Genomic DNA, 20,209 nt, shown 5'->3' with positions numbered 1-20,209 from the left:
TACGCTTGAGGTCCATGAACCGGGACTTGCACCACTTCCATGACCTGCTCGCCCCCGACTGCGGTGTGCTGGCGCTCGGCGAGCCCACCCACCAGGAGCCCGCCTTCGGGTGGGTGCGCAACGAACTCCTCTTCCTCCACCTCGCCGGGCGGGGCTTCCGGTCGGTCGCCCTGGAGACCGACCGGATCGCCGCGCTCGCCGTCGACGACTACGTCCGGCACGGCACCGGGACCCTGGACGGGGTACTGGCGACGGGCTTCAGCCACGGCTTCGGGGACCTCGACGCCAACCGGAGCCTCGTCGCCCGGCTGCGCGCGCACAACGCGCAGCGGCCGCCCGTCGAGCGGATCGCCTTCCACGGCTTCGACGCGCCGACCGAGAACACCACCGCCCCCAGCCCCCGCCGCTACCTCGAACACGCCCGCGACTACCTGGGGTTGGAGCTCGACGTGGCCGCGCTCACCGGCCCCGACGAGCGCTGGGAGCGCACCGAGGCGATCCTCGACGCGGCCGCCTCGCCCGGCGCCTCGCCCGAGGCGCAGCGGCTGCGCGTCCTCGCCGACGACCTGCTGAACCTGCTGCACGAGCGCGCGCCCGGCCTGATCGCCGCCGGCTCGCACGCCGCGTGGCTGCGGGCCCGCGCCCACCTGACCACCTGCCTCGGGCTGCTGCGCTACCACGCCCAGGCGGCCGTCCCCGGCCTGGAGCAGGGCGTCCGGATCGCGCGGCTGCTCGGCAGCCGGGACACGCTGATGGCCCGCAACCTGCGGGAGATCCGCGAGGCCGAGGCCCGGCGCGGACCCACCCTGGTGTTCGCCCACAACGAGCACCTGAAGCGCACCCCGAGCGCCTGGTCGGCGGGGGAGTGGCGCGCGGACTGGACGGGCGCCGGCATGATCCTCGAACCGCTGCTAGCCGAGCGGTACGTCCTGGTGGTCGGCAGCCTCGGGCGCAGCCCGGTCCTCGGCTTGCCGGAACCGGCACCCGGCACCTTCGAGGCGGCCCTGCAACGCGGCTCCGCCGACTGGGAGTTGACCGACCCGGCGGCGGCCGGGGAGGCCACCGCCCGCCGCACCGACACCCTTCCGCGCCAGGGCTACTTCCCGCTCGACCGGGAGCTCCTGGACGGCGCCGACGCGCTGCTGCACGTCGCGGACGGCGCGGCCGTGGCCCGGGCGCTCGGCTGACCGTCCGTTCCGGCCGACCGGCAGGCCCTAGCCGAGCCGGATGCGCCGGATCAGCTGGTCGCGGTGGTCGCGCAGCCGGAGGCGCAGGGCCTCCGGCTGCGGGGCCGGGGCGGCCTGCGGGCGGGGGCGCGGCCCCTGGCGGCCGGTCAGCTCCCACCACACCACCTCCGGGTCCGCACCGGACCGGACGGCCCAGTAGATCTCCAGCCGGTCGGCGTGCGGCCCCAGTCGGGCGTGGGCCTCCGCGTCGGGCAGCAGGCGGAGCCCGGACCATCGCGGCGAGGCCACCGCGAGCGGCCTTCCGTCGCCCCGGCCGTAGCCGAGGTAGGCGACCCAGCAGGAGGTGTTCAGGCTCAGCAGGTAGCCGGCGGACCGCTCCAGCACGTCGGCCACCGCGCCGCCGTCCGGAGTCTCCCAGACGGCCTCGTGCGGGGCGTCGCAGTCGTCGGCCATGCAGACGCTCGCCCGCGTCAGTACGACTCTCATGCCGGACACCCTAGCCTGTTGTCGTCAAAATGACGAGAAGAGGGGCCTGTCCGAACTCGCCCGCACACCAAGGCGGTCACCCCACCCCCTCACCCGATGGTGACCACCCGCGCCCAGGTCGGCGGCGCGTCCGGCCGGTAGTCCGGGTCGTACTCGCGGACCCGCTTCGGCCGGGCGAACAGGCCGACCACCGTTCGGCAGGGCGGCTGCGCCTCCGGCCACGGGGTCTGCCCGTCGGTCAGCACCACCACGGCGTCCGGCGCCGGGCGGGCCCGCAGCGCCGCCGCGAAGCCCGTGCGCAGGTCCGTCCCGCCGCCGCCGACCAGCTCGATGCCCGCGGCCCCGCACAGCTGCTGGACGGACTGCGCGGCCGCGTCGCAGGAGACCACCGACACCTGGTCCCGGCGGCCGCCGACCGCCCGGCCGATCGCCGCGACCTCCAGCAGCGCGCTGCCCAACTCCTCGTCCGAGACCGACCCCGAGGTGTCGACCACCACCGCCACCCGCGGCGGACGGCGCCGCAGGCTCGGCAGCACCACGCCCGGCAGCCCGGCCGAGCGCCGGGCCGGCCGGCCGTAGCTGTAGTCGTCCCCCGCCCCCGCGCCGGCCAGCGCCGACCGCAGCGCCGCCCCCAGCAGCTCCCGCCACCGCTGCGGCGGGTGGACCACCTCCTCGGCCCAGCGCCGCCAGCCCGCCGGGGTCTCGCCCGGGCGGGCCCGGATGCCCTCGGCGACCCGGAAGCGCACCGCGTCCCGCTCCTGCGGACCGAGGCCGTGCGCGCCGTCCGGGCCCAGCTCCCACGGCCGCGCCAGCCCGTCCGCGCCGCTGCCGCAGTCCAGCCAGGCGAGCAGGGGGTCGGTCGGGTCGAACTGCCACTCCCGCAGGTAGTCCTCCATCAGCCGCCCCTCGGGCAGGTTCAGCCGGGACGGGAGGACGGCGCCGCTCGGCGTCGCCAGGCCGTCGCCGTACACGTCGTCGTTGATCTCGCAGTCGGCGGCGATGTTCATCCGCAGCCGGACCCCCGGTCCCGCCAGCCCGAGCCGGCGGGCCAGCCGGTCGCCGCGCCCGTGGTGGTCGCGCAGCAGGTGCGACACCTCGTGCACCCACACCCCGGCCAGCTCCTCCACCGGGGTGCGGTCGACGAACACCGGCGAGGCGTAGCAGCGCCAGTGCACGTCGACGGCCATCGTCGGCACCTGCCGGGACTCGACCAGGTGCAGCGCGAACAGCGCCGTCGCCAGGTACGGGCGGGCCCGGGTGGCCTGCAGCCGGGCCGCGTACAGCTTCTCGACGTCCAGCGGCCTCCCGGCGTCCGGCGGCTTCCCGGCGTCCGGCGGCTTCCCGGCGTCCACCGGCCGCGCGCTCACCGGCCGGCCCGCGCCGGACGGGCGACCGCGGCGGCCGCGAGGTCGGCCCGGCGGGACAGCGCCACCGCCGGGGCCAGGCGCTCGATCGCCGCCGGCACCTCCCAGTCCTCCCGGCGCAGCGCCGCCAGGGTGGTCGCCGGGACGACCAGCAGATCCGGCGCGCCCGTCTCCACCGCCCGCACCAGCAGCGCCCACGCCGCGTCCCAGCGCGCCCGCTCCGGCCGGTTGCGCACCGCCGCCACCACCGCGTCCAGCACCGCCTGGCGCAGGTCCCCGCGCTCGGGCAGCACCGCGCCCGCCGGATCCGCCAGCAGGTCCTCGGGATCCGGCAGGTCCATCCGGTCCAGGTGCGCCATCAGCTCCAGCCCCGGGCCGTCCCCGACCGTGCCCCGCACCAGCAGCGACAGCACCTCCCGGGAGGAGCCGGCCGCCGTCGCGAAGGCGATCAGCCGCAGCGTCATGTCCCAGCTGCGCGGCGACGGCCAGGCTCCGCCGCGCCGGGTCTCGCTGCTCGGCAGCCGGTGCACCAGCTCGGGACGGGCCGTCAGCAGCCCGCACACCGCGCGCCGGGCCAGCGCGACCGCGGGCCGCAGCGCGCCCGGGTCGAGCCACGGCAGGGTGGCCACCGGCCAGGTGCCGCCCAGCCCGCGCACCACCACCTCGTGGTCGTGCACCCACGGCAGGTGGACGAACCGGTTCGCCAGCGGCGGGCTCAGCTCCCACCCGTCGGCGGCCGAGGCGCGCGGGTTCGCGGCCGCCACGATCCGTACGCCCGGCGGCAGTTGCAGCGCGCCGATGCGCCGCTCCAGGACCAGCCGCAGCAGCGCGGCCTGCACGGCGGGCGGCGCGGTGGACAGCTCGTCCAGGAACAGCAGGCCGCGCCCGGCCCGGACCAGCCGCACCGCCCAGTCCGGCGGCGCCAGCGGCACGCCCTGCTGCGCCGGGTCGTCGCCGAGGATCGGCAGCCCGGCGAAGTCGGAGGGCTCGTGGACGCTGGCGATCACCGTGGTCAGCGGCAGCTCCAGGGCGGCGGCGAGCTGGTTGAGCGCGGCGGTCTTGCCGATGCCCGGCTCGCCCCACAGCAGCACGGGCAGATCGGCGGCGACGGCCAGGGTCAGCGCCTCCAGTTGGGTGTCGGGGCGCGGCTCGGTGTCGAACTCGCCGAGCAGGCCGAGGAGTTGGTCGGCGACATCGAGGCGCGGGCTGGGGTGTGTGGGCATGGACGTGGGCATGGACGTGGGCATGGGTGATCACCTCGTGGCGTAGGGAAGGGGAGGAAATGCGCCGGCGCTTCGGCGCCGGAGGGCCCAAGGCCCTAACGCGGGTGCGACCAGTGGTGCTTCGGGCGGCGGTCGCGGCGGCGGAACGCGACCGCGTCCGGCCCGGGCGTGGCCAGGCCGGCACGGTAGCGCTCGTACGTGCTCCGCCGCTCCTCGATCGCCGCCAGCGCGTCCCGCAGCGGCCCCTCGCGCAGCCGAGCCTGCGGGCCGAGCACGGCCTCGACCGCCGCGAGCGCGCCGTCCACGTCGCCGTGGTCCAACCGCTCGCGCAGACCGGCGAGTTCGTGCGGACGGCGGTGCGCCCGCTCGACGGCCCGCAGGCAGGGCAGCGGGGTGCCCGAGAGCGCGATCAGCAGCCGCTCGCGGCGCAGCTCGGCCGGGGCGTGGTCGAGCGGGGCGAGCACCCCGTCGACCAGACCGATCCGGTGGACCGCCCCCCGGCAGTCCACCAGCCCGGGCCCGCCGAAGCCGCCCGCACGACCCGACTCGCCCGCTCCGCCCGGCCGGACCGGCCCGCGAGCATGCCCGGGGGCCAACGCCCGTGCCACCAAAGGGTGCAGGAGCTCGGGCCCGAGGGTGCCGGACCGCAGCAGGTCGAGGTCGGGCGCCACCCAGGTCGCCGCGTCGGGCAGCAGCGGCAGGCCGCGCGCCTCCCGGACGTCCCCGACCGGACGGACCGCCGTGACCCCGGCCGCACCGGGTTCGAGCAGCAGCATCCGCCGACGCCCGAGCCGCACCGCGACCGGCCCGGCCGGGCGCCCCTCGGCGCGCAGCAGCAGCCCGGCCTCGGCGCCCCACCGGTCGACGGCGCAGCGCAGGCCGGCCGCCACGGCGTCGGCCGCCGGAAGGCCGCTCGGGCCCCCGGTGCCGGCCCGGGCCGCGAACTCCCCGCTGCGCCCGGCGTCCCACAGGTGCCGGTGCAGGTCGAAGCGGAAGCGCCGGCTCGGGTGCGGGTGCGGATGCTGGAGCGGCGGGCCGCCGTTCGCGGAACCGTCCCAGAGCGCGAGGCCGATGCGCTGCCCGAAGTCCGCCCAGGCGGGCGGCGTCCGGACCACCAGCGCCACCGGGCGCTCGCCCGGGTAGCGGGCCAGCGGCACGGTCAGCCCCGGCCGCAGCAGCCCGTCCGGGGCGGTCCTCGGCAGGTGCCAGCGCAGCAGGTCCGGCGCGAGGCGGTGCAGGTCGGCCAGCAGGTGATCGGTGAACTCGCGGCCGTGGGCGCGGACGACGTCCCGGATCCGGAAGTCGAGGTCCACGCGGGCGGCGGTCAGGGCCCCGGCCCAGTCGCCGGACAGGCGGCGGGCGGTGGCGGTCTCGATCATGGCGGGCGGTACCGCGAACTCGCGGACGTGCCGCCAGAAGGAGAGGTGGGAGGTGTCCCCGTGCGCGGTGTGAGTGGCCATCAGCACTCACCTTGCGCGGACGGGACCCCCAATCTGAGAACAGCGTGAGTGGTCATCGCCGGGGAGCATAGCCCCTGCCGCGGCCCGTCCGCCAGGTCGTTTCGCGCGGGCGCCGGAGGCCAGGGGCCCGCGTGGATCCTCAACCCTCGTGCCGGATGGCCGATTTCAGCCCCCGGAGGGTCGTCGGCGCTCGCGGCGCGGGCGCACCGCCGCGCACACTGTCCGTACCCGGAAAGTACCGACCGCAGGGGGTGGCCATGGCCGCACGGACAGGCAGGCGCAGGGCAGGGCGAAGGCTCCGGACGGCGATCGGCGCGCTCGCCGTCGCCCTGGCGGCGGGAACGGCGGTGGGCCTGCCCGCGGCGGAGGCGCGGGCGGCGGGCGGCAAGGTCGTCTACCTGACCTTCGACGACGGCCCCAGCCCCGCCTACACCCCGAAGGTCCTCGCCGTCCTCGACCGCTACGGCGTGCGCGCGACCTTCTTCGAGATCGGCCAGAACGTCTCCGCCCACCCCGGCGTGACCGGCCAGGTCGCCCGCCGGGGCCACAGCGTGCAGAACCACTCCTGGTCCCACCCGGACCTGCGCAAGCTGTCCGGCCCGGCCGTCGACGCGCAGGTGCGGAACACCGATCGGGCGATCCGCGCGCAGACCGGCCGCACCCCGACCTGCCTGCGCCCGCCGTACGGCGCCGTCAACGCGACCGTGCGCTCCCGGGCGGCCGCGGACGGCAAGCAGGTCGTGCTCTGGTCGGTGGACCCGCAGGACTGGGCGCGCCCGGGCACGGCGGCGATCCAGTCGCGGGTGCTGCGCGACGTCCGCCCCGGGTCGGTGATCCTGCTGCACGACGGCGGCGGCGACCGCAGCCAGACCGTCGCCGCGCTGCCGGCGATCCTGTCCACCCTGAAGGCGCGCGGCTACGGCTTCGGCGTCCTCTGCGGCTGACCCGCCGCCGGCGCAGCCCCGGCCGTGCGGCAGGCGGTGGCCGACGCGAAGGGGCGGGGTACGGCCACTGCCGTACCCCGCCCCTTCGGCGAGCGTCAGGTGCCCGACCGGCGGGCGGCCCGGGTCAGTTGAGGGCGGCGAGGGCGGCCTCGTAGTTCGGCTCGTCGGCGATCTCGGCGACCAGCTCGGTGTGCAGGACGGTGTCGTTCTCGTCGAGGACGACGACGGCGCGGGCGGTCAGGCCGGCGAGCGGGCCGTTCGCGATCGAGACGCCGTAGGTGTCGTGGAAGTCGCGGCCGCGCAGGGTGGAGAGGGTCTTGACGTTCTCCAGGCCCTCGGCGCCGCAGAAGCGGGCCTGCGCGAACGGCAGGTCGGCCGAGATGCACAGCACCACGGTGTTGTCCAGCGTGGAGGCCTTCGAGTTGAAGGCGCGCACCGAGCTGGCGCAGGTGGGGGTGTCGATGCTCGGGAAGATGTTGAGGACCTTCCGCTTGCCCGCGAAGTCCTTGAGCGAGGTGTCCGCGAGGCCCTCGCCGACCAGCGTGAACGCGGGGGCCTGGCTCCCGGCGGCGGGCAGCGAGCCGCCGATCTCGATGGGGTTCCCCTTCAGCGTGACCTGAGCCATGAACTCTCTCCTACCAGCATCGGTAAACGGGCGCGGCGATTGCCAGCCGCCGACGATCCTACCGTCCGCCGTGCCCGCCCCGAGGGTGGCCCGGGATCCGCCGGCCCTGATCGCCGAGGCCCTTGGTCCCTCGGGCCCTTGATCGCTCGGGCCCTTGATCGCGTGGCCCTTGATCGCTCGCGCCCCTAAGCTCGCCGACCGCGCGGCGTCCCGGTCTTCGCCGTTCCTGGTCCTGTTCCTGCCAGGCGGGCGGAATCGCGTTGTGGCCCCGGAGCCGACGCTGTAAACAGATGCCAATGACGTTATTCGATTACATCGCCTGCGGAGCGGCCCCTGCGGCCGCCGTCGATCGTCTGCCGACCGTACGCGTTCGGCAGTCGGCCGGAGGTGCGCCCAGAGCCTGACCCCGGGCAGCGCCCGGCTTCTCCGCCACCCGTCCCCTCGACCAGGAATCGCCCATGACATCCTCCACCCCCATCGGCCGTCGTCCCACCGTGACGTCATGAACGCACGGGAACCAGGACTCCGGGAACAGCGGAAGGCGCGGGTCCGACGCTCCATCCAGGACCACGCACTGGCACTGTTCGTCGAGCGCGGCTTCGACGGGACCACCGTCGCGGACGTCGCGCGCGCGGCGGAGGTGTCCTCCGTGACCGTCTTCCGGCACTTCCCGACCAAGGAAGACCTCGTCTTCAGCGGCGAGTTCGACCCCGTGCTGGCCCAGCGGGCCGCGGCGCGCCCGGCGGCCGAGGGGCCGATGCGGCGGATCGCCGGCGCCCTGGTGGAGAGCATGCAGGAAGCCACCGAGGCGCAGCGGCGGATGCTGCTCACCCGCACCCGCCTGGGCAACGTCACCCCCGCGCTGCGGGCCCGGAACCTGCACAACCACTACCTCATCCAGCGCGCGTTCGTTTCGGCGCTGCGCAGCGAAGGGGCCGGCCCGGAGGAGGAGTTCCGGCTGACCGTGGCCGCCGGCGCCTGCCTGGCCGCCGCCGGGGCCGCGCTCGTCCACTGGGCGGAGGAGTACGGGCTGTCGGACCCGGTCGAGCTGGTCGGGCGGGCCCTGGCCATCGTCACGGCCGGCGCGGACTCCGCGGACTCCGTGGACGGCGTCCAGGCCTGAGGGCCTGTCTCCTGGACCCCGCCGGTTTCAGGCGTACCGCGCGAGCAGCGCCTGCAGGTAGTCCTCCAGGCGGCCCGTCAGCACCTCCGGGGTGAGGTCGGTGCGCCCGAGACCGCGCCACGGGACGGCGACCTTCTCCGCGTCCGGCGCGAAGGCGAGCGCGTCCAGCACCCGCCAGTACAGGTGGTCGCCGGGCGCCTCGCTCAGCCGGCCGCCGGCCTCCTGGTAGCGGTCGGCGAGGGACATCCCGGCCTCGACGCCGTGCAGCAGGACCAGCGCGGTGGAGCAGTGCGCGACGTCCAGGTCGGTCGGGCCCCAGGAGGTCTCCACCCAGTCGACGACCCCGCTGACCGCCAACTCCTCGCCGGCGCCGGTGAACAGTACGTTGCCCGGGTGGAAGTCGCGGTGCAGGAAGCAGGCCCGGTGGGCGGGCGCCGGGCGGTCGATCACCGCGATCGCACGGCGCCACAGGTCCGGCCGCGCCGTCCCCTCGGGCACCGCGACCCGATCCGGCGCCGTCCACGCCTGCCAGTCGCGCGGCCGCTGCTCCGCGGGCACCTCCAGCGCGTGCACGGCCGCCAACTGCCCGGCCAGCAGGGTGATCCGGCGGTCGACGTCGCCGTCCTCGGCGAGCCGCACCGTGCCGGGCAGCAGCGTCATCACCAGCGACGGGTGGTCGCAGAACTCGCCGGTCGCGTCCACCGCGCACAGCCGCGCCGTGGGCACCGCGCTCGGCTCCAACTGCCGCAGCACCTGGGCCTCGCGGGCCAGCATGTTCTCGGCGTGCCGCAGGTAGAACGGTTTGACGAAGGAGCGCAGCACCAGCGCGTACCCGGGCCGCGCCGGGTCGTCACCGCCCTCGCCCGCGCCTCCTTCGACGTCCAGGCGCCGCATCCGGGACGTCCACCCGCCCTGGAGCGTGCGGGCCCCGACGATCCGCTCCCCGGGCGCGAGCAGGCCCTCCACCCAGCGGCGGGTGGCACCCCACTCCTCGGTCGGCCCGGCGGAGTGTCCAGCGCTGTGCTTCTCGATCACGCCCGCCACCCTACGCCTGCCGCCCCGCTTTTTCGACGGATATCGAAATTTGACAGCGCCCCCGGACCGGGGGTTGGCTGAGCGGCGTTCGATCGAGCATCAGCAGCCGCCCGTACCAGGGGAGTTGAGCACAGCCATGCCCAGGACCGTCGTCTTCGAGACCACCGGAGGGCCCGAGGTCCTCACCGTCCGCACCACCGACATGCCCGAACCCGGCCCCGGCGAACTGCGCATCCGCGTCGCCGCGATCGGCCTCAACCGCGCCGAAGCCCTGTTCCGCTCCGGCACCTACCTGGACGACCCGAAGCTGCCCGCCACCCTCGGCTACGAAGCCTCCGGCACGGTGGACGCCCTCGGCGAGGGCGTCACCGGGTTCGCCGTCGGCGACCTGGTCGACACCGTCCCCGCCTTCTCGATGAACGACTACGGCACCTACGGCACCCACGTGCTGGCCCCCGTGCACGCCGTCGTCCACCACCCCGCCGGCCTCACCCCCGTCCAGGGCACGGCCGTCTGGATGCCCTACCTCACCGCGTACGGCGCCCTCGCCGAGGACGGCCACCTGCGCCCCGGCGACCACGTCCTGCTGACCGCCGCCGCCTCCGGCGTGGGCCTCGCCGCGATCCGGACCGTCCGCCGCCTGGGCGCCGTCCCCATCGCCACCACCCGCACCCCCGGCAAGAAGCAGCAGCTCCTCGACGCCGGCGCCGCCCGCGTCGTCGTCACCGGCGAGGAGGACCTGGTCGAGGCGGTCCTGGACGCCACCGGCGGGCAGGGCGTACGGACGGTCTTCGACCCCGTCGCCGGCCCCGGCATCCTCACCCTCGCCCGCACCGTCGCCCCCGGCGGCCGGGTGATCGTCTACGGCCGCCTCGACCCGCGCGACACCCCGCTGCCCGGGCAGGAGGACTTCGCGCCCGTCGTGAGCCGCTTCTACTCCATGCACGAGGTGACGCGGGACCGGGAACGGCTGCGCCGCGCCCACGCCTTCGTCGCGGCCGGGCTCGCGGACGGCGGCTTCGTCCCGGTCGTCGACCGCGTCTTCGCGGGCCTCGACACCGTCGCCGACGCGCACCGCTACCTGGAGGCGGGCACCCAGGTCGGCAAGATCGTGCTGACGGTGGGGGACTGACCGGCCGTCGCCGGCCCCTCAGAGCCTGAGCGCCCCCGGCGGCGCGCCGGACTCACGGCCGTACCCGGTGAGGGCGAGGCAGCCGGTGCCCCGGGCCGGCGTCCGGCCGTCGACGTTCCTGGGGTCCAGGCTCAGGTGGCCGGCGAGACCGGGCGCCAGGTCGATCAGCTCCCAGAACCAGTCGTCGTCCTCCTCCCCCTCGTCCTCCTCGTCGTCGACGTCCGGACGGACGGCCGCCAGCGGGGGCAGCCCGAGCGCGGCGCGCCGCTGCTGCTCGTACGGCAGCGGCGCCCCCAGCTCCAGGTGCCGCACCTCCTCGCCCGGAACGAAGGCGAACCGCCGCAGGACCGTGCCCCCTTCGGCGACGAGCACCGCCGACCCGTCGTTCTGGTAGCTGTGCCAGTAGGCCTGGGCGCGCCCGTAGCGGGCACTCAGGCGGGCGCACGTCGCCAGCACCTCCGCCGCGCGCTCCTCGTCGGCGGGGTCGCACCACGCGCCGACCACCAGGGTCCAGCCGTCCAGCTCGGGGGTGACGAAGACCCGGCGGTACTGGGCCAGCGGGTCCGCGCCCAGGCCGCCGTGCCCGTCGCAGTCGGCGGCGAACACGCCTGCGGCGAAGGGCACCCGGCGCGGATCGGACAGGCCGAGGAGGTCCATCACCCCGCCCTGGTCCCCGGTGCTCACCGCGATCCACGAGAGGTGGCAGCAGGTCAGCGGCGAGGGCACGTCGTCGGGCAGCTTGATGCGGACCAGCCGCTCCAGCGCCGCGACGTCCCGGGCGCTCAGCACCGCCTCGCCACCGATCTCGGCCAGGGCCTCCAGCGCTCCCGCACGGGCGGCGCCGGGACCGCCGCGCCGCACGGCCCGGAGCAGCGGGACCACCCCCGCCCCCCACGAGCAGAACGCCGACACGGCCTGCCGCCGCACCTCCGCGTCCGGATCGCCGAGCAGCGGCACCACCTGCGCGGCGACCGCCACCCCCTCCTCCCCGAACTTCCCGAGCTCCCCGAACTCGCCGAGCTTCCCGAACTCGCCCAGCGCCGAGACCGCCGCGCGCCGGACCACCGGGTCCTCGTGCCCGAGCGCGCCGGTGTAGTCCGCCAGCGCCGCGGCACCGAGACCGGTGAACGCCCGCACCGCCCGCCGCTGCGCCTGGCCCGGCGCCGCTTCGCGCAGCGCGTCCAGCGAGGCGCGAAAGGCCGACCGCCCGCTGCGGCGAACGACGTTCAGCGCGGCGTTCTCGAACGCCGGCACATCGGAGTCGAGCAGCCGCGCCAGCAGGAGCGGCAGGGCGGACGGGCCGAGCGCGACGAGGGCGTCCTCGGCGGCGCGCCGGACGGCCGGGTCGGCGTCCCCGAGGGCCGCCAGGAGCTGAGAAGTGGACACGGCCGCCCAGGCTAACCCGCGGGCTGCCGTCAGTTCGCCTCGAGCCCGAAGCGCCGCTTGTACGCAGACGGCGTGATGCCCGTCCCGCGGCGCATCAGGGCGCGCAGATTGGCCGCGGTGCCCAGCCCGCTCAGGCGTGCGACGACCTCGAAGCGTGACTCGCCCCGCTCGATCAGTCGGCAGGCCAGGGCGAGCCGTTCCCCCGTGAGCCACCTCAGCGGGGTCGTTCCCAGCTGTGCCCGGAAGCGGCGGTGCAGTGTCGCCGGGCTGACCGCCGCCCGCGCCGCGAGGTCGGCGATCGTGAGCGGCGAGTCGAGGTGTTCCTGCGCCCAGGCCAGGACCGGTGCCAGGGACTGGTCGGGGAGGTCGGGCACGGGGCGCTCGACGAACTGCCGCTGCCCGCCGTCGCGGTGCGCCGCGAAGACCAGTCGCCGGCTGACCGAGTTGGCGACCTCGGCACCGTGGTCGCGCCGGACCACGTGCAGCCCGAGGTCGAGTGCGGCCGCGCTCCCGGCGGCGGTGAGGATGTCACCGTCGTCCACGAACAGCACGTCCGACTCTAGCCGGACGGCGGGGAAGCGGGAGCGGAAGGAGTCGGCCCACTGCCAGTGGGCCGTGGCCCGGCGCCCGTCGAGGACACCGGCCTCGGCGAGGGTGAAGGCCCCGCTGCAGAAGCCGATCAGGCGAGCGCCGCGCGCGTGCGCCCGTGCGATGGCGTCGAGCACCGCGGGCCGGCGGGGCACCTCCACATCGGGGCGGTTGGGGACGATCAGGGTGTCCGCCGTCTCGGCCGCCTCCAGGCCGGCGACCCCGGTGAGGGTGAAGAAGCCGTCCCGCATCGCGGTCGACGGCTCGGGGGAGCAGAGCCGGAAGTCGTAGAGCTCGCGGCCGATCTCCGGCCTGCGCAGGCCGAAGACCTCGGTCGCGCAGCCGAGCTCGAACGGGTTCGAGTTCTCGTCCACGATCACGACCACCCGGTGGGCGCCCGCCGCACGAGCCCGTTGCGAGGATTCTTTCGCCATGCGCAATTCCTAGCACTCACGCCGCCCGTGCGAGGCGGCCGAGGATGAGGCCATGAGCAACCAGCCGATCCTTATCTCCCGGGCCCTGGCCTCCTTCGACGCGCTGTGGAGTCCGCGCATCGTCACCCGCGTCAACGACTACGACGTCCGGGTCGCGAAGGTCGAGGGCGAGCACATCTGGCACGCCCACGACGACACCGACGAGTTCTTCCTGGTGCTCGACGGGGAACTGCACATCTCCCTGCGCGAGCCCGAGGGCGAGCGCACCGTCCGGCTGCCGAAGGGGGCGGTCTTCACCGTGCCCGCGGGTACCGAGCACCGGCCGTCCGCGCCGTCCGGTGCCGCGATCCTCATGTTCGAGCCGACCGGCACGCCGACCGTGGGCGACCGCCACGACGAGGTCCCCGCCCACGTGGACGCGACGACCGGACACGTCCTCGACGTCTGAGCGACACCCCGGGGGCTCAGGGCGGGCCGAGGGCGTCGCAGACCGTGCTGGTCGTCCAGCAGGGCGCGGCGCCCGGCCGGGTGGCGAGGTAGGCGGCGGTGCGCCAGGGGCCCCAGCGGTGGACGCGGACGAGAGCGGTGGCGATGTTCCGGAGGTAGGCCGGGCTGGGCGGGTTGAGGAGGGCCGCGGCCCCGGCGAGGTCCCAGGGGGCGGTGAAGGTGAGCAGGGGGTGTCCGTCGAGGTCGCCCGGACGGAGGAGGGTCTCGTAACGCCCGGGGCCGAGACGGTGGCGCCCGGTGGCGAGGACGGGCCCGAGGTCGAGGTCCCTACCGGGGCTGCGGCGCATCTCCTGGGCGGCGATGTCGCTGAACTGGCCGGCGGTGATCAGGTACGCCGCGCAGGCCGTCCACCCGGGGGCGTGCGGGTCGTAGAACGCGCGCCCGCCGCCCCAGAGGGTGGAGGTGGTGGCGAAGTAGAGGGTGCCGGGCAGGGTGGTGGTCGTCCGGCGGCGCGGCGGGCGGGGGTCGCGGCAGCCCGGGTGGGCGAGGGCGGCGCCGGGGGGCCTGCCGCCGCGCAGGTAGCGGGCGAGGCGGTCGGGGTTCAGGTTCGAGCCGTACGCGGCGTACCAGACGAGTCGCTCTCCGGGCCCGTCCGGGTGTCCGGCGCACGGGGCGGTGGGACGGCTCGGGAAGGCGCTCACCGAGGCTGGGCGGTGTCCGTCAGGAGCCGGTTGAGTTCCTGGTAGGGGATGGTCTCCGCCAGTGACGCGTAGGTCCCGGTCGTGGCCAGCTCCTCGGCGGCCCGCCGGACCAGGGCGTAGACGGCCGCGGCGATGTTGGAGCCGAGGCTGACGCGGGCGACGCCCAGGGCCGCGAGTTCGGCGACGCTCGGCGCGCCGGCGGCCGCCAGGACGTTCACCGGCGCGGCGATCCCCCGGGTCAGCGACGCCACGTCGTCGGGGGTGGTCGCGAAGGGCACGAAGATCCCGCTGGCCCCCGCCTCCAGGTAGCGCGCCGCTCGGGCGAGCGTCTCGTCGAGGCGGCCCTCGGGCTCGCCGATCCCCTTGAAGTACACGTCGGTGCGCGCGTTGATGTAGAGCGGGACGGCGGCCCGGTCGGCGGCGTGGCGCGCCGCCGCGAGCCGCTCGGCGAAGTCGGCCGGGTGCCGGTCGCCGTCCTCGATGTTGATGCCGACCGCGCCGGCCTCGATGACGGCCTCGACGGTGTGGGCCACCTCCCCGGGCGTGGCACCGAAGCCGCCTTCGACGTCGACGGTCACGGGGACGTCGAGGGCGCGGGCGACGCGGCGGATCAGCGCGAGCGCGTCGGCCCGGTCGAGGCGGTCGCCGTCCGGAGCGCCGAGCGCCCACGCCACGCCCGCACTCGTGGTGGCGACGGCCGGAGCGCCGGTGGCGGCGACGACGCGGGCACCGGCGACGTCCCAGACGTTGGCCAGGACGAGCGGGCTCCCGGGAACGTGCAGCTCACGGAAACGGACGGCTTTGTCACGCTGCGAGGCCATACCCCGAGCCAACCACGCCCACCCCCCACGGACCACCCGAACCGGCGCCGGGGCGGCCGCGGAGGAATCCGGTTGCACGGGCGGGGTGGTGGGTGGTGGTGTGGCCGGGCGCGGCCCGGGCCGGGGCGCGCTGCTGCTGAGGCTTCGGGGAGGACGGATGGACATCGTCTCGTTGGTTCCGGTGACCACGGACCGGCTGGTGCTGCGCCCGTTCGCGGCGGGGGACGCGGCCGACGTGTTCGCGTACCAGGGGCTGGAGTCGGTGGCGCGTTACCTGTACCGCGAGCCGTACTCGCGCGAGCGCTGCGAGGAGTTGGTGGCTTCCCGGGCGCGGTGTCTCTCCTGGGGCGAGGAGGGGGACGCGCTGGCGCTGGCGGTGTGCCGGCGCGGGCTGCCGGGGGTGGTGGGGGAGGTGTCGCTGAAGGTGGCGTCGGCGTATGCGCGGCAGGCGGAGATCGGGTGGTCGCTGCATCCGGACCACGAGGGCCACGGGTACGCGACGGAGGCGGCCTCGGCCCTCGCGGCGCTGGCGTTCGACGCGCTGGGCGTGCACCGGGTGTTCGCGCGCTTGGACGTGGAGAACGCGGGGTCGGTGGGCGTGTGCGAGCGGCTGGGGATGCGCCGGGAGGCGCACCTGGTGGAGAACGACCTGGACGTGGACGGGCAGCGCTGGGGCAGCGAGTACGTGTACGCGGCGCTCGCGCGTGACCTGAGGCGCTGAGGTGCTGAGGCGCTGAGACCGCAGCGGAAGCGGGGCCCGTGCTCGGGCGTGGACGGCCTCGCTGTGCGCGAGAAGTCGGCGGGGCCGACTTCTCGCGCACACGGCCCGCTCACCGCTGCCCGGTGTGTGGGGGTCAGGTGAGGCCGTGGCCGGTGATGAGGCGGGCCTGGCCGTCGTGCAGGCGGTAGGACAGGCCGACGACGGCGACCTTGCCGCCGGCGGCGCGGGTGGCGAGCAGGTGGGAGCGTTCGAGGAGGAGGTCGACGGTCTGGCGGATGTGTTCGTCGACGATGGCGTCGGGGTCCTCGATGCCGGCGGCCCGTGCGGCGAGCACGCTGGGTGTGACGCGCTCGACGACGTCGCGGACGAAGCCGCCGGGGAGCTGCCCTTGCTCGAGGGAGTCGAGCGCGGCGGCGACGGCTCCGCAGGAGTCGTGGCCGAGGACGACGACGAGCGGGCAGTCCAGGACGCTGACTCCGTATTCGATGCTGCCGAGCGCCTCGGCGCCGGTGACGTGCCCGGCGGTGCGGACGACGAACAGGTCGCCCAGCCCCTGGTCGAAGATGATCTCCGCGGCCAGTCGGGAGTCGGAGCAGCCGAACAGGACCGCGAAGGGGCGCTGGGCGGGGGCGAGTGCGGCACGCCGGCCGGCGTCCTGGTTGGGGTGTTCGGGCTTGCCGGCGACGAACCGGGCGTTGCCTTCCAGGAGTGCCTGCAGGGCCTCGGCGGGGCCGGGTATGGGGGAGGGGGTCATGGTCACCACCCTAGATCGGGGTGCCCGGCCCCGGCGGGGCGACCCCGTGGTCGGGGGCAGGGTGGTGGGTGTCGGGGCGGTTCGCTAGCGTGGTGTCCGTGGCGGCCCGGGTGTCTTTGGATGATCTTGTTCGGTTGCGTCAGGCTCGTGACCGCATGGACCGCGACTACGACCAGCCGCTGGACGTGGCTGCGCTGGCCGCGGCCGCCCTCATGTCCTCGGGGCACTTCTCCCGCAGCTTCCGTGCCGCGTACGGCGAGACGCCGTACAGCTACCTGATGACGCGCCGCATCGAGCGGGCGAAGGCCCTGCTGCGTCGGGGGGACCTGTCGGTCACGGAGGTGTGCATGGCGGTCGGCTGCACGTCGCTGGGATCCTTCAGCGCCCGTTTCACGGAGCTCGTGGGTGAGAGTCCCAGCGCCTACCGCGCCCGTGACCACCGGGGCGGCGCCGCGATCCCCGCGTGCGTCGCCAAGGTCGCCACCCGTCCGGGCCGCCGGCCCCGCCCGGGACTGCCGGGCCTGCCGTAGCGTGGGCGTCATGAGCATCCAACTCGCCCAGTGCTTCATCGCCGTCGACGACCACGACCGGGCCCTGGCCTTCTACCGTGACGTGCTCGGTTTCGAGGTCCGCAACGACGTCGGCTTCGAGGGCATGCGATGGGTCACCGTCGGTTCGCCCGAGCAGCCCGGCGTGGAGATCGTCCTCGAACCGCCGCTCGCCGATCCCCACGCCAGTGCCGAGGACCGCCGCGCCGCCGCCGAACTCCTGGCCAAGGGCCTGCTGCGCGGTGTCATCTTCCGCACGGACGACTGCGACGCCACCTTCGAGCGCATCCGCGCGGCCGGTGCCGAGGTCCTGCAGGAGCCGATGGACCAGCCCTACGGTGTGCGGGACTGCGCCTTCCGCGATCCCGCGGGCAACATGCTGCGCTTCAACCAGGCGCGCACGGCGTAGCCGCCCCGAACCCCGACCCCGGCCCCCGAACCCGGCCCCCGGCCGTGGCCGTAGCGCGGACGGCGCCCGTCCTGTCGTGTGGTGGCGGTTCCGTCAGGGTGACGGGCGCCGGCGTGCGGTGTCCCGGCGGGCGATGACGTCCATGAGTTCGTTGACGGTGTCGAGTCCTTCCGGGGACAGTTCGATGGCCCGTAGGGCCAGTGAGCGCACTCCCGCGTCGCGCAGGGCGGCCAGGAGTGCGAGTTCTCTGGCGATCTGGGTGCCTTGTTGTTCGTCGAAGAAGTAGGCCGGTGGCACCTGGAAGAACCGTGCGAGTGCTTCCAGGTGGCGTTTGGTGGGGTTGTCCCGCCGCCCGGTGCGCAGTTGCCACAGGTAGGTGGTGGAGAACGATTCCCCGGTCGCCTCCCGGCAGGCCCGTGCGACTTCCTCGTTGGTGTACTGCTCGCGGTCGGGGCGGCGGACGGTGTGGAACAGTGCCTCGATCCTGGCCGCGAGCGCACCCGCCTGCGCCGCCTGGGTGCTTGTCCGTACGGCTGTCCTCGCTGCGGCGGTTTCCTGTGCCGTCGCGGGCTTGAGGCCCGTTTTGTCTGGCTTCGCCATGCCCTGCCTTCCTCGCCCCGTTCGGGCTCCCCGGCCGTTGCGGTCCGCTCCCCGCGGGGCCGACCGGGTCACGTCACGATAGCCCAAGCCCGTCAGCTGGTGTGGATGTTGAACCTGCCGGTGATCCGCGCCAGTTGGCCTGTGGTGTCGGCCGGCGTTCCGGAACGGGCGGCCGCGAGAATATACCTGATAGCTCGTCAAGTGCCGGGCGGGGTGCGCCGCGTGAGGGCGTGCGCGCCCCGCCGCCGGGGTGGGTCGACCGGTGGTCGGCCGGTGACCGGCCGCCTCGCTGAGCCGTCGCGCCTCCCGTGTCCGTAGAGCAGGCGGGAGCGCGTCCGAGCGCGGCGCGCCGAGTGCGCTGGGAGGCGGGCATGCTGAGGTATCACGGGCCGTGGCGGATCACCGTGCTGGGCAAGGACACCGACTTCGAGCAGCGCGTTCTCGTGCGCGGCCGCTACGGCACCCGCGTCCTGCCCGGCTGTGCCGGCGCCAGCCTCGTCGTCGACGAGGACAGCTGGACCCTCGCCCTCGAACACCTTGCCCCCGGCCGCCTCTGGCGGCCGAACCTGCGCACCACTCCCGGCCCGCTGACCGACCGCGACGGCACCCCCTGCCAGGTGGTCACCAGCAACGACTGCCACCGGAGCGGCAAGCCCCTGGACTACGCCAATCTCGTCCTGCGCCTGGAACGCCTCGACACCGCACCCGACACCCCCGGCACCCCCCGCCGGCCCGGCCCGCCCGCCGGTCTACGTATCCGGTACCGATAGGTGACGGATTCGCGGGCCGCCCGCCGCCCCCTACCGTCGAGGGCATCACCCCACGACACCCAGGGAGCATCCCGATGACCGCCTACGCCGTCGCCCAGGTCCATGCCGTCACCCCCGGTCCCGACATCGTCGAGTACCTGCGGCGCATCGATGACACCCTCGACCCGTTCGGCGGGCGTTTCCTCGTCCACGGCGGCGACCGTCTGGACACCGTCGAGGGCACCTGGGGTGCCCTGGGCCTGATCCTCATCGAGTTCCCCGACCACGACAGCGCCCTCGCCTGGTGGCACTCGCCCGCCTACCGGGACATCGCCCCGTTGCGTACGCGGAACATGCGGGCCGACATCGTCCTGGCACAGGGTGTGCCGGAGGGCTACCGGGCGGCCGATCACCTGGCCAAGCTCTGACGGCTGTGGTCAGGGACGGCGCAGGCGTTCGCGCCACCAGGTCACGGTGGCGGTGATCTGTTCCGTGACGGGCGTGGCCCGTGCGGTGAACGCCGCCTCGTAGGCGGAGCAGTCCATGACGAACGGGCCCTCGAACTGGTAGCGGACTTCGCGCAGTTCGCGCAGCAGCGGGGAGAACAGCCCGGCCGCGTTCAGCAGGGCCGGGGACAGGCGGCGTACCGTCGCCGGTTCGGCGTTCGCCTCGGTCGTGATGAGCTCGGCCATGTGACGGGCCGAGCGCGCCGGGGCGGTGGGCACGTGCCAGGCCCGTCCCCAGGCCCCTGGTTCGCTCGCGACTTCGGCCAGGGCCCGGGCGACGTCGGGCAGGTAGGTCCAGCTGTGCGGGGCGTCCGGGTCGCCGAGCACGGTCACGGCCCGGCCCCCCAGGAGCCGGGGTACGGCTCGGGCGGCGAGGTGGCCGCCGGTGGTGACACCGGGGCCGAAGAAGTCCGAGGCCCGAACCTCCACCGCGCGGATTCGTCCGGCCTCGTGGAGCGCCAGGGCGTGCTGCCACGCCGCCGCCCGGGCCCGTCCCTTCGTGCCGGTCGCGGCCAGGGGCAGGTCCTCGGTCATCGGCCCGGTGACGGGGCCGTAGCCGTACAGGTTGCCGAGCATCACCAGGACCGCGCCGCTGGTCTCGGCCGCGGTGCACAGCGACCGGGCCAGTGCCGGCCACTGCGTGCCCCACTGCGGCAGCGGCGGCGCCGCGCAGCTGTGGATGGCCGCTGCTCCGCGCGCGGCCTCCGTCAGGGCGCGGGCGTCGCGCGCGTCCAGCACCACGTGCTCCACGCCCGGCGCGGCGGTGCCCCCGCTGCGGGTCACCACCCGGACCTCGTGCCCCCGTTCGGCCAGCAGGCGGGCGGTGGCGGCCCCGGCGGGCCCGTGTCCGACGACCAGATGAAAGCTCACCCGCCCCACCCTAGAAGGCCCCCGGCCCCACCCCGTACCCGGGCCCGCTCTCGCCCCGCGCCGCTCGTGTCCCGAGTGTGTGGTTCGGCTCGGGGC

General features: G+C 75.3%; 23 protein-coding genes. 10 read left to right on the top strand and 13 right to left on the bottom strand.

What is annotated here, in order from left to right:
- Positions 1–14: 14 nt before the first annotated feature.
- Positions 15–1,187 (top strand): erythromycin esterase family protein, encoded by a 1,173-nt coding sequence (locus AB2U05_RS00240; RefSeq protein ID WP_369182028.1) that lies wholly within the window; start codon positions 15–17, stop codon positions 1,185–1,187.
- A 27-nt stretch (positions 1,188–1,214) separates the two neighbouring features.
- Here AB2U05_RS00240 and AB2U05_RS00235 read toward each other — a convergent pair whose 3' ends face one another.
- The 4 genes from AB2U05_RS00235 to AB2U05_RS00220 form a co-directional block, all read right to left on the bottom strand.
- The gene (locus AB2U05_RS00235; protein ID WP_369182027.1) at positions 1,215–1,673 is read right to left on the bottom strand and encodes a hypothetical protein; all 459 of its coding nucleotides are present in this window, start codon (positions 1,671–1,673) and stop codon (positions 1,215–1,217) included.
- Between the two features lie 89 nt (positions 1,674–1,762).
- Positions 1,763–3,025, bottom strand: coding sequence for a VWA-like domain-containing protein (locus AB2U05_RS00230; protein WP_369182026.1), 1,263 nt, complete (start codon positions 3,023–3,025; stop codon positions 1,763–1,765).
- Positions 3,026–3,036: 11 nt separating this feature from the next.
- Complete coding sequence (locus AB2U05_RS00225; protein WP_369182025.1) at positions 3,037–4,284, bottom strand: AAA family ATPase; 1,248 nt, start codon at positions 4,282–4,284, stop codon at positions 3,037–3,039.
- Positions 4,285–4,355: 71 nt separating this feature from the next.
- On the bottom strand, positions 4,356–5,720 hold the full coding sequence (locus AB2U05_RS00220) for a hypothetical protein (RefSeq protein WP_369182024.1): 1,365 nt from the start codon (positions 5,718–5,720) through the stop codon (positions 4,356–4,358).
- Positions 5,721–5,977: 257 nt separating this feature from the next.
- Here AB2U05_RS00220 and AB2U05_RS00215 point away from each other — a divergent pair, with 257 nt between their 5' ends.
- Positions 5,978–6,664 (top strand): polysaccharide deacetylase family protein, encoded by a 687-nt coding sequence (locus AB2U05_RS00215; RefSeq protein WP_045697828.1) that lies wholly within the window; start codon positions 5,978–5,980, stop codon positions 6,662–6,664.
- 124 nt (positions 6,665–6,788) lie between these two features.
- Here AB2U05_RS00215 and tpx read toward each other — a convergent pair whose 3' ends face one another.
- Positions 6,789–7,289, bottom strand: coding sequence for a thiol peroxidase (gene tpx, locus AB2U05_RS00210; RefSeq protein WP_045697830.1), 501 nt, complete (start codon positions 7,287–7,289; stop codon positions 6,789–6,791).
- A gap of 502 nt (positions 7,290–7,791) precedes the next feature.
- On the opposite strand from tpx, the gene AB2U05_RS00205 reads away from it, so the two are divergent.
- Complete coding sequence (locus tag AB2U05_RS00205; protein ID WP_369182023.1) at positions 7,792–8,412, top strand: TetR/AcrR family transcriptional regulator; 621 nt, start codon at positions 7,792–7,794, stop codon at positions 8,410–8,412.
- A gap of 27 nt (positions 8,413–8,439) precedes the next feature.
- Here the strand turns inward: AB2U05_RS00205 and AB2U05_RS00200 are convergent, their stop codons facing one another.
- A complete protein-coding gene (locus AB2U05_RS00200; protein ID WP_369182022.1) occupies positions 8,440–9,447 on the bottom strand; it encodes a phosphotransferase family protein in 1,008 nt (335 codons plus the stop codon).
- A 136-nt stretch (positions 9,448–9,583) separates the two neighbouring features.
- Here AB2U05_RS00200 and AB2U05_RS00195 point away from each other — a divergent pair, with 136 nt between their 5' ends.
- Entirely contained in the window at positions 9,584–10,579 is a 996-nt protein-coding gene (locus AB2U05_RS00195; RefSeq protein ID WP_369182021.1) for a zinc-dependent alcohol dehydrogenase family protein, read from the top strand.
- 18 nt (positions 10,580–10,597) lie between these two features.
- On the opposite strand, the gene AB2U05_RS00190 is transcribed toward AB2U05_RS00195, so the two are convergent.
- Both AB2U05_RS00190 and AB2U05_RS00185 read right to left on the bottom strand, forming a co-directional pair.
- Positions 10,598–11,965: a HEAT repeat domain-containing protein gene (locus AB2U05_RS00190; protein WP_369182020.1), complete on the bottom strand. Its 1,368-nt coding sequence runs from the start codon at positions 11,963–11,965 to the stop codon at positions 10,598–10,600.
- Positions 11,966–11,994: 29 nt separating this feature from the next.
- Complete coding sequence (locus AB2U05_RS00185) at positions 11,995–12,987, bottom strand: GlxA family transcriptional regulator (RefSeq protein WP_369182019.1); 993 nt, start codon at positions 12,985–12,987, stop codon at positions 11,995–11,997.
- A 52-nt stretch (positions 12,988–13,039) separates the two neighbouring features.
- Here AB2U05_RS00185 and AB2U05_RS00180 point away from each other — a divergent pair, with 52 nt between their 5' ends.
- Positions 13,040–13,435 (top strand): cupin domain-containing protein, encoded by a 396-nt coding sequence (locus tag AB2U05_RS00180; RefSeq protein ID WP_369182018.1) that lies wholly within the window; start codon positions 13,040–13,042, stop codon positions 13,433–13,435.
- 16 nt (positions 13,436–13,451) lie between these two features.
- Here AB2U05_RS00180 and AB2U05_RS00175 read toward each other — a convergent pair whose 3' ends face one another.
- Positions 13,452–14,039, bottom strand: a complete 588-nt coding sequence (locus AB2U05_RS00175) for a histone deacetylase (RefSeq protein ID WP_369185866.1) — start codon at positions 14,037–14,039, stop codon at positions 13,452–13,454.
- A gap of 92 nt (positions 14,040–14,131) precedes the next feature.
- Positions 14,132–14,956 carry an isocitrate lyase/phosphoenolpyruvate mutase family protein gene (locus AB2U05_RS00170; RefSeq protein WP_369182017.1) on the bottom strand — a complete coding sequence of 275 codons (825 nt, stop codon included), beginning with the start codon at positions 14,954–14,956 and terminating at the stop codon, positions 14,132–14,134.
- A gap of 157 nt (positions 14,957–15,113) precedes the next feature.
- Here AB2U05_RS00170 and AB2U05_RS00165 point away from each other — a divergent pair, with 157 nt between their 5' ends.
- Positions 15,114–15,677 (top strand): GNAT family N-acetyltransferase, encoded by a 564-nt coding sequence (locus tag AB2U05_RS00165; protein WP_369182016.1) that lies wholly within the window; start codon positions 15,114–15,116, stop codon positions 15,675–15,677.
- A 133-nt stretch (positions 15,678–15,810) separates the two neighbouring features.
- On the opposite strand, the gene AB2U05_RS00160 is transcribed toward AB2U05_RS00165, so the two are convergent.
- Positions 15,811–16,431, bottom strand: coding sequence for a carbonic anhydrase (locus tag AB2U05_RS00160; protein WP_045710096.1), 621 nt, complete (start codon positions 16,429–16,431; stop codon positions 15,811–15,813).
- 155 nt (positions 16,432–16,586) lie between these two features.
- Between AB2U05_RS00160 and AB2U05_RS00155 the strand changes: the two genes are divergently transcribed.
- Positions 16,587–16,961 (top strand): helix-turn-helix transcriptional regulator, encoded by a 375-nt coding sequence (locus AB2U05_RS00155; protein ID WP_063773520.1) that lies wholly within the window; start codon positions 16,587–16,589, stop codon positions 16,959–16,961.
- A 10-nt stretch (positions 16,962–16,971) separates the two neighbouring features.
- On the top strand, positions 16,972–17,388 hold the full coding sequence (locus tag AB2U05_RS00150; protein WP_045697901.1) for a VOC family protein: 417 nt from the start codon (positions 16,972–16,974) through the stop codon (positions 17,386–17,388).
- A 93-nt stretch (positions 17,389–17,481) separates the two neighbouring features.
- Here the strand turns inward: AB2U05_RS00150 and AB2U05_RS00145 are convergent, their stop codons facing one another.
- A complete protein-coding gene (locus tag AB2U05_RS00145; RefSeq protein ID WP_244178825.1) occupies positions 17,482–17,988 on the bottom strand; it encodes a helix-turn-helix domain-containing protein in 507 nt (168 codons plus the stop codon).
- Between the two features lie 371 nt (positions 17,989–18,359).
- On the opposite strand from AB2U05_RS00145, the gene AB2U05_RS00140 reads away from it, so the two are divergent.
- Together AB2U05_RS00140 and AB2U05_RS00135 are read left to right on the top strand one after the other, a co-directional pair.
- On the top strand, positions 18,360–18,758 hold the full coding sequence (locus AB2U05_RS00140; RefSeq protein ID WP_369182015.1) for a hypothetical protein: 399 nt from the start codon (positions 18,360–18,362) through the stop codon (positions 18,756–18,758).
- Between the two features lie 74 nt (positions 18,759–18,832).
- Positions 18,833–19,165, top strand: coding sequence for a DUF1330 domain-containing protein (locus tag AB2U05_RS00135; protein ID WP_045710094.1), 333 nt, complete (start codon positions 18,833–18,835; stop codon positions 19,163–19,165).
- Positions 19,166–19,174: 9 nt separating this feature from the next.
- Here AB2U05_RS00135 and AB2U05_RS00130 read toward each other — a convergent pair whose 3' ends face one another.
- Positions 19,175–20,113 (bottom strand): NAD-dependent epimerase/dehydratase family protein, encoded by a 939-nt coding sequence (locus AB2U05_RS00130; protein ID WP_369182014.1) that lies wholly within the window; start codon positions 20,111–20,113, stop codon positions 19,175–19,177.
- Between the last annotated feature and the right edge of the window lie 96 nt (positions 20,114–20,209).

It is taken from the genome of Streptomyces sp. Y1, assembly GCF_041053115.1.
In the GTDB taxonomy this organism is placed as follows: Bacteria; Actinomycetota; Actinomycetes; order Streptomycetales; family Streptomycetaceae; genus Kitasatospora; species Kitasatospora rubellomurina.
The sequence above is the reverse complement of the archived record's forward strand: the minus strand, read 5'-3'. Positions and strand labels throughout refer to the sequence as shown.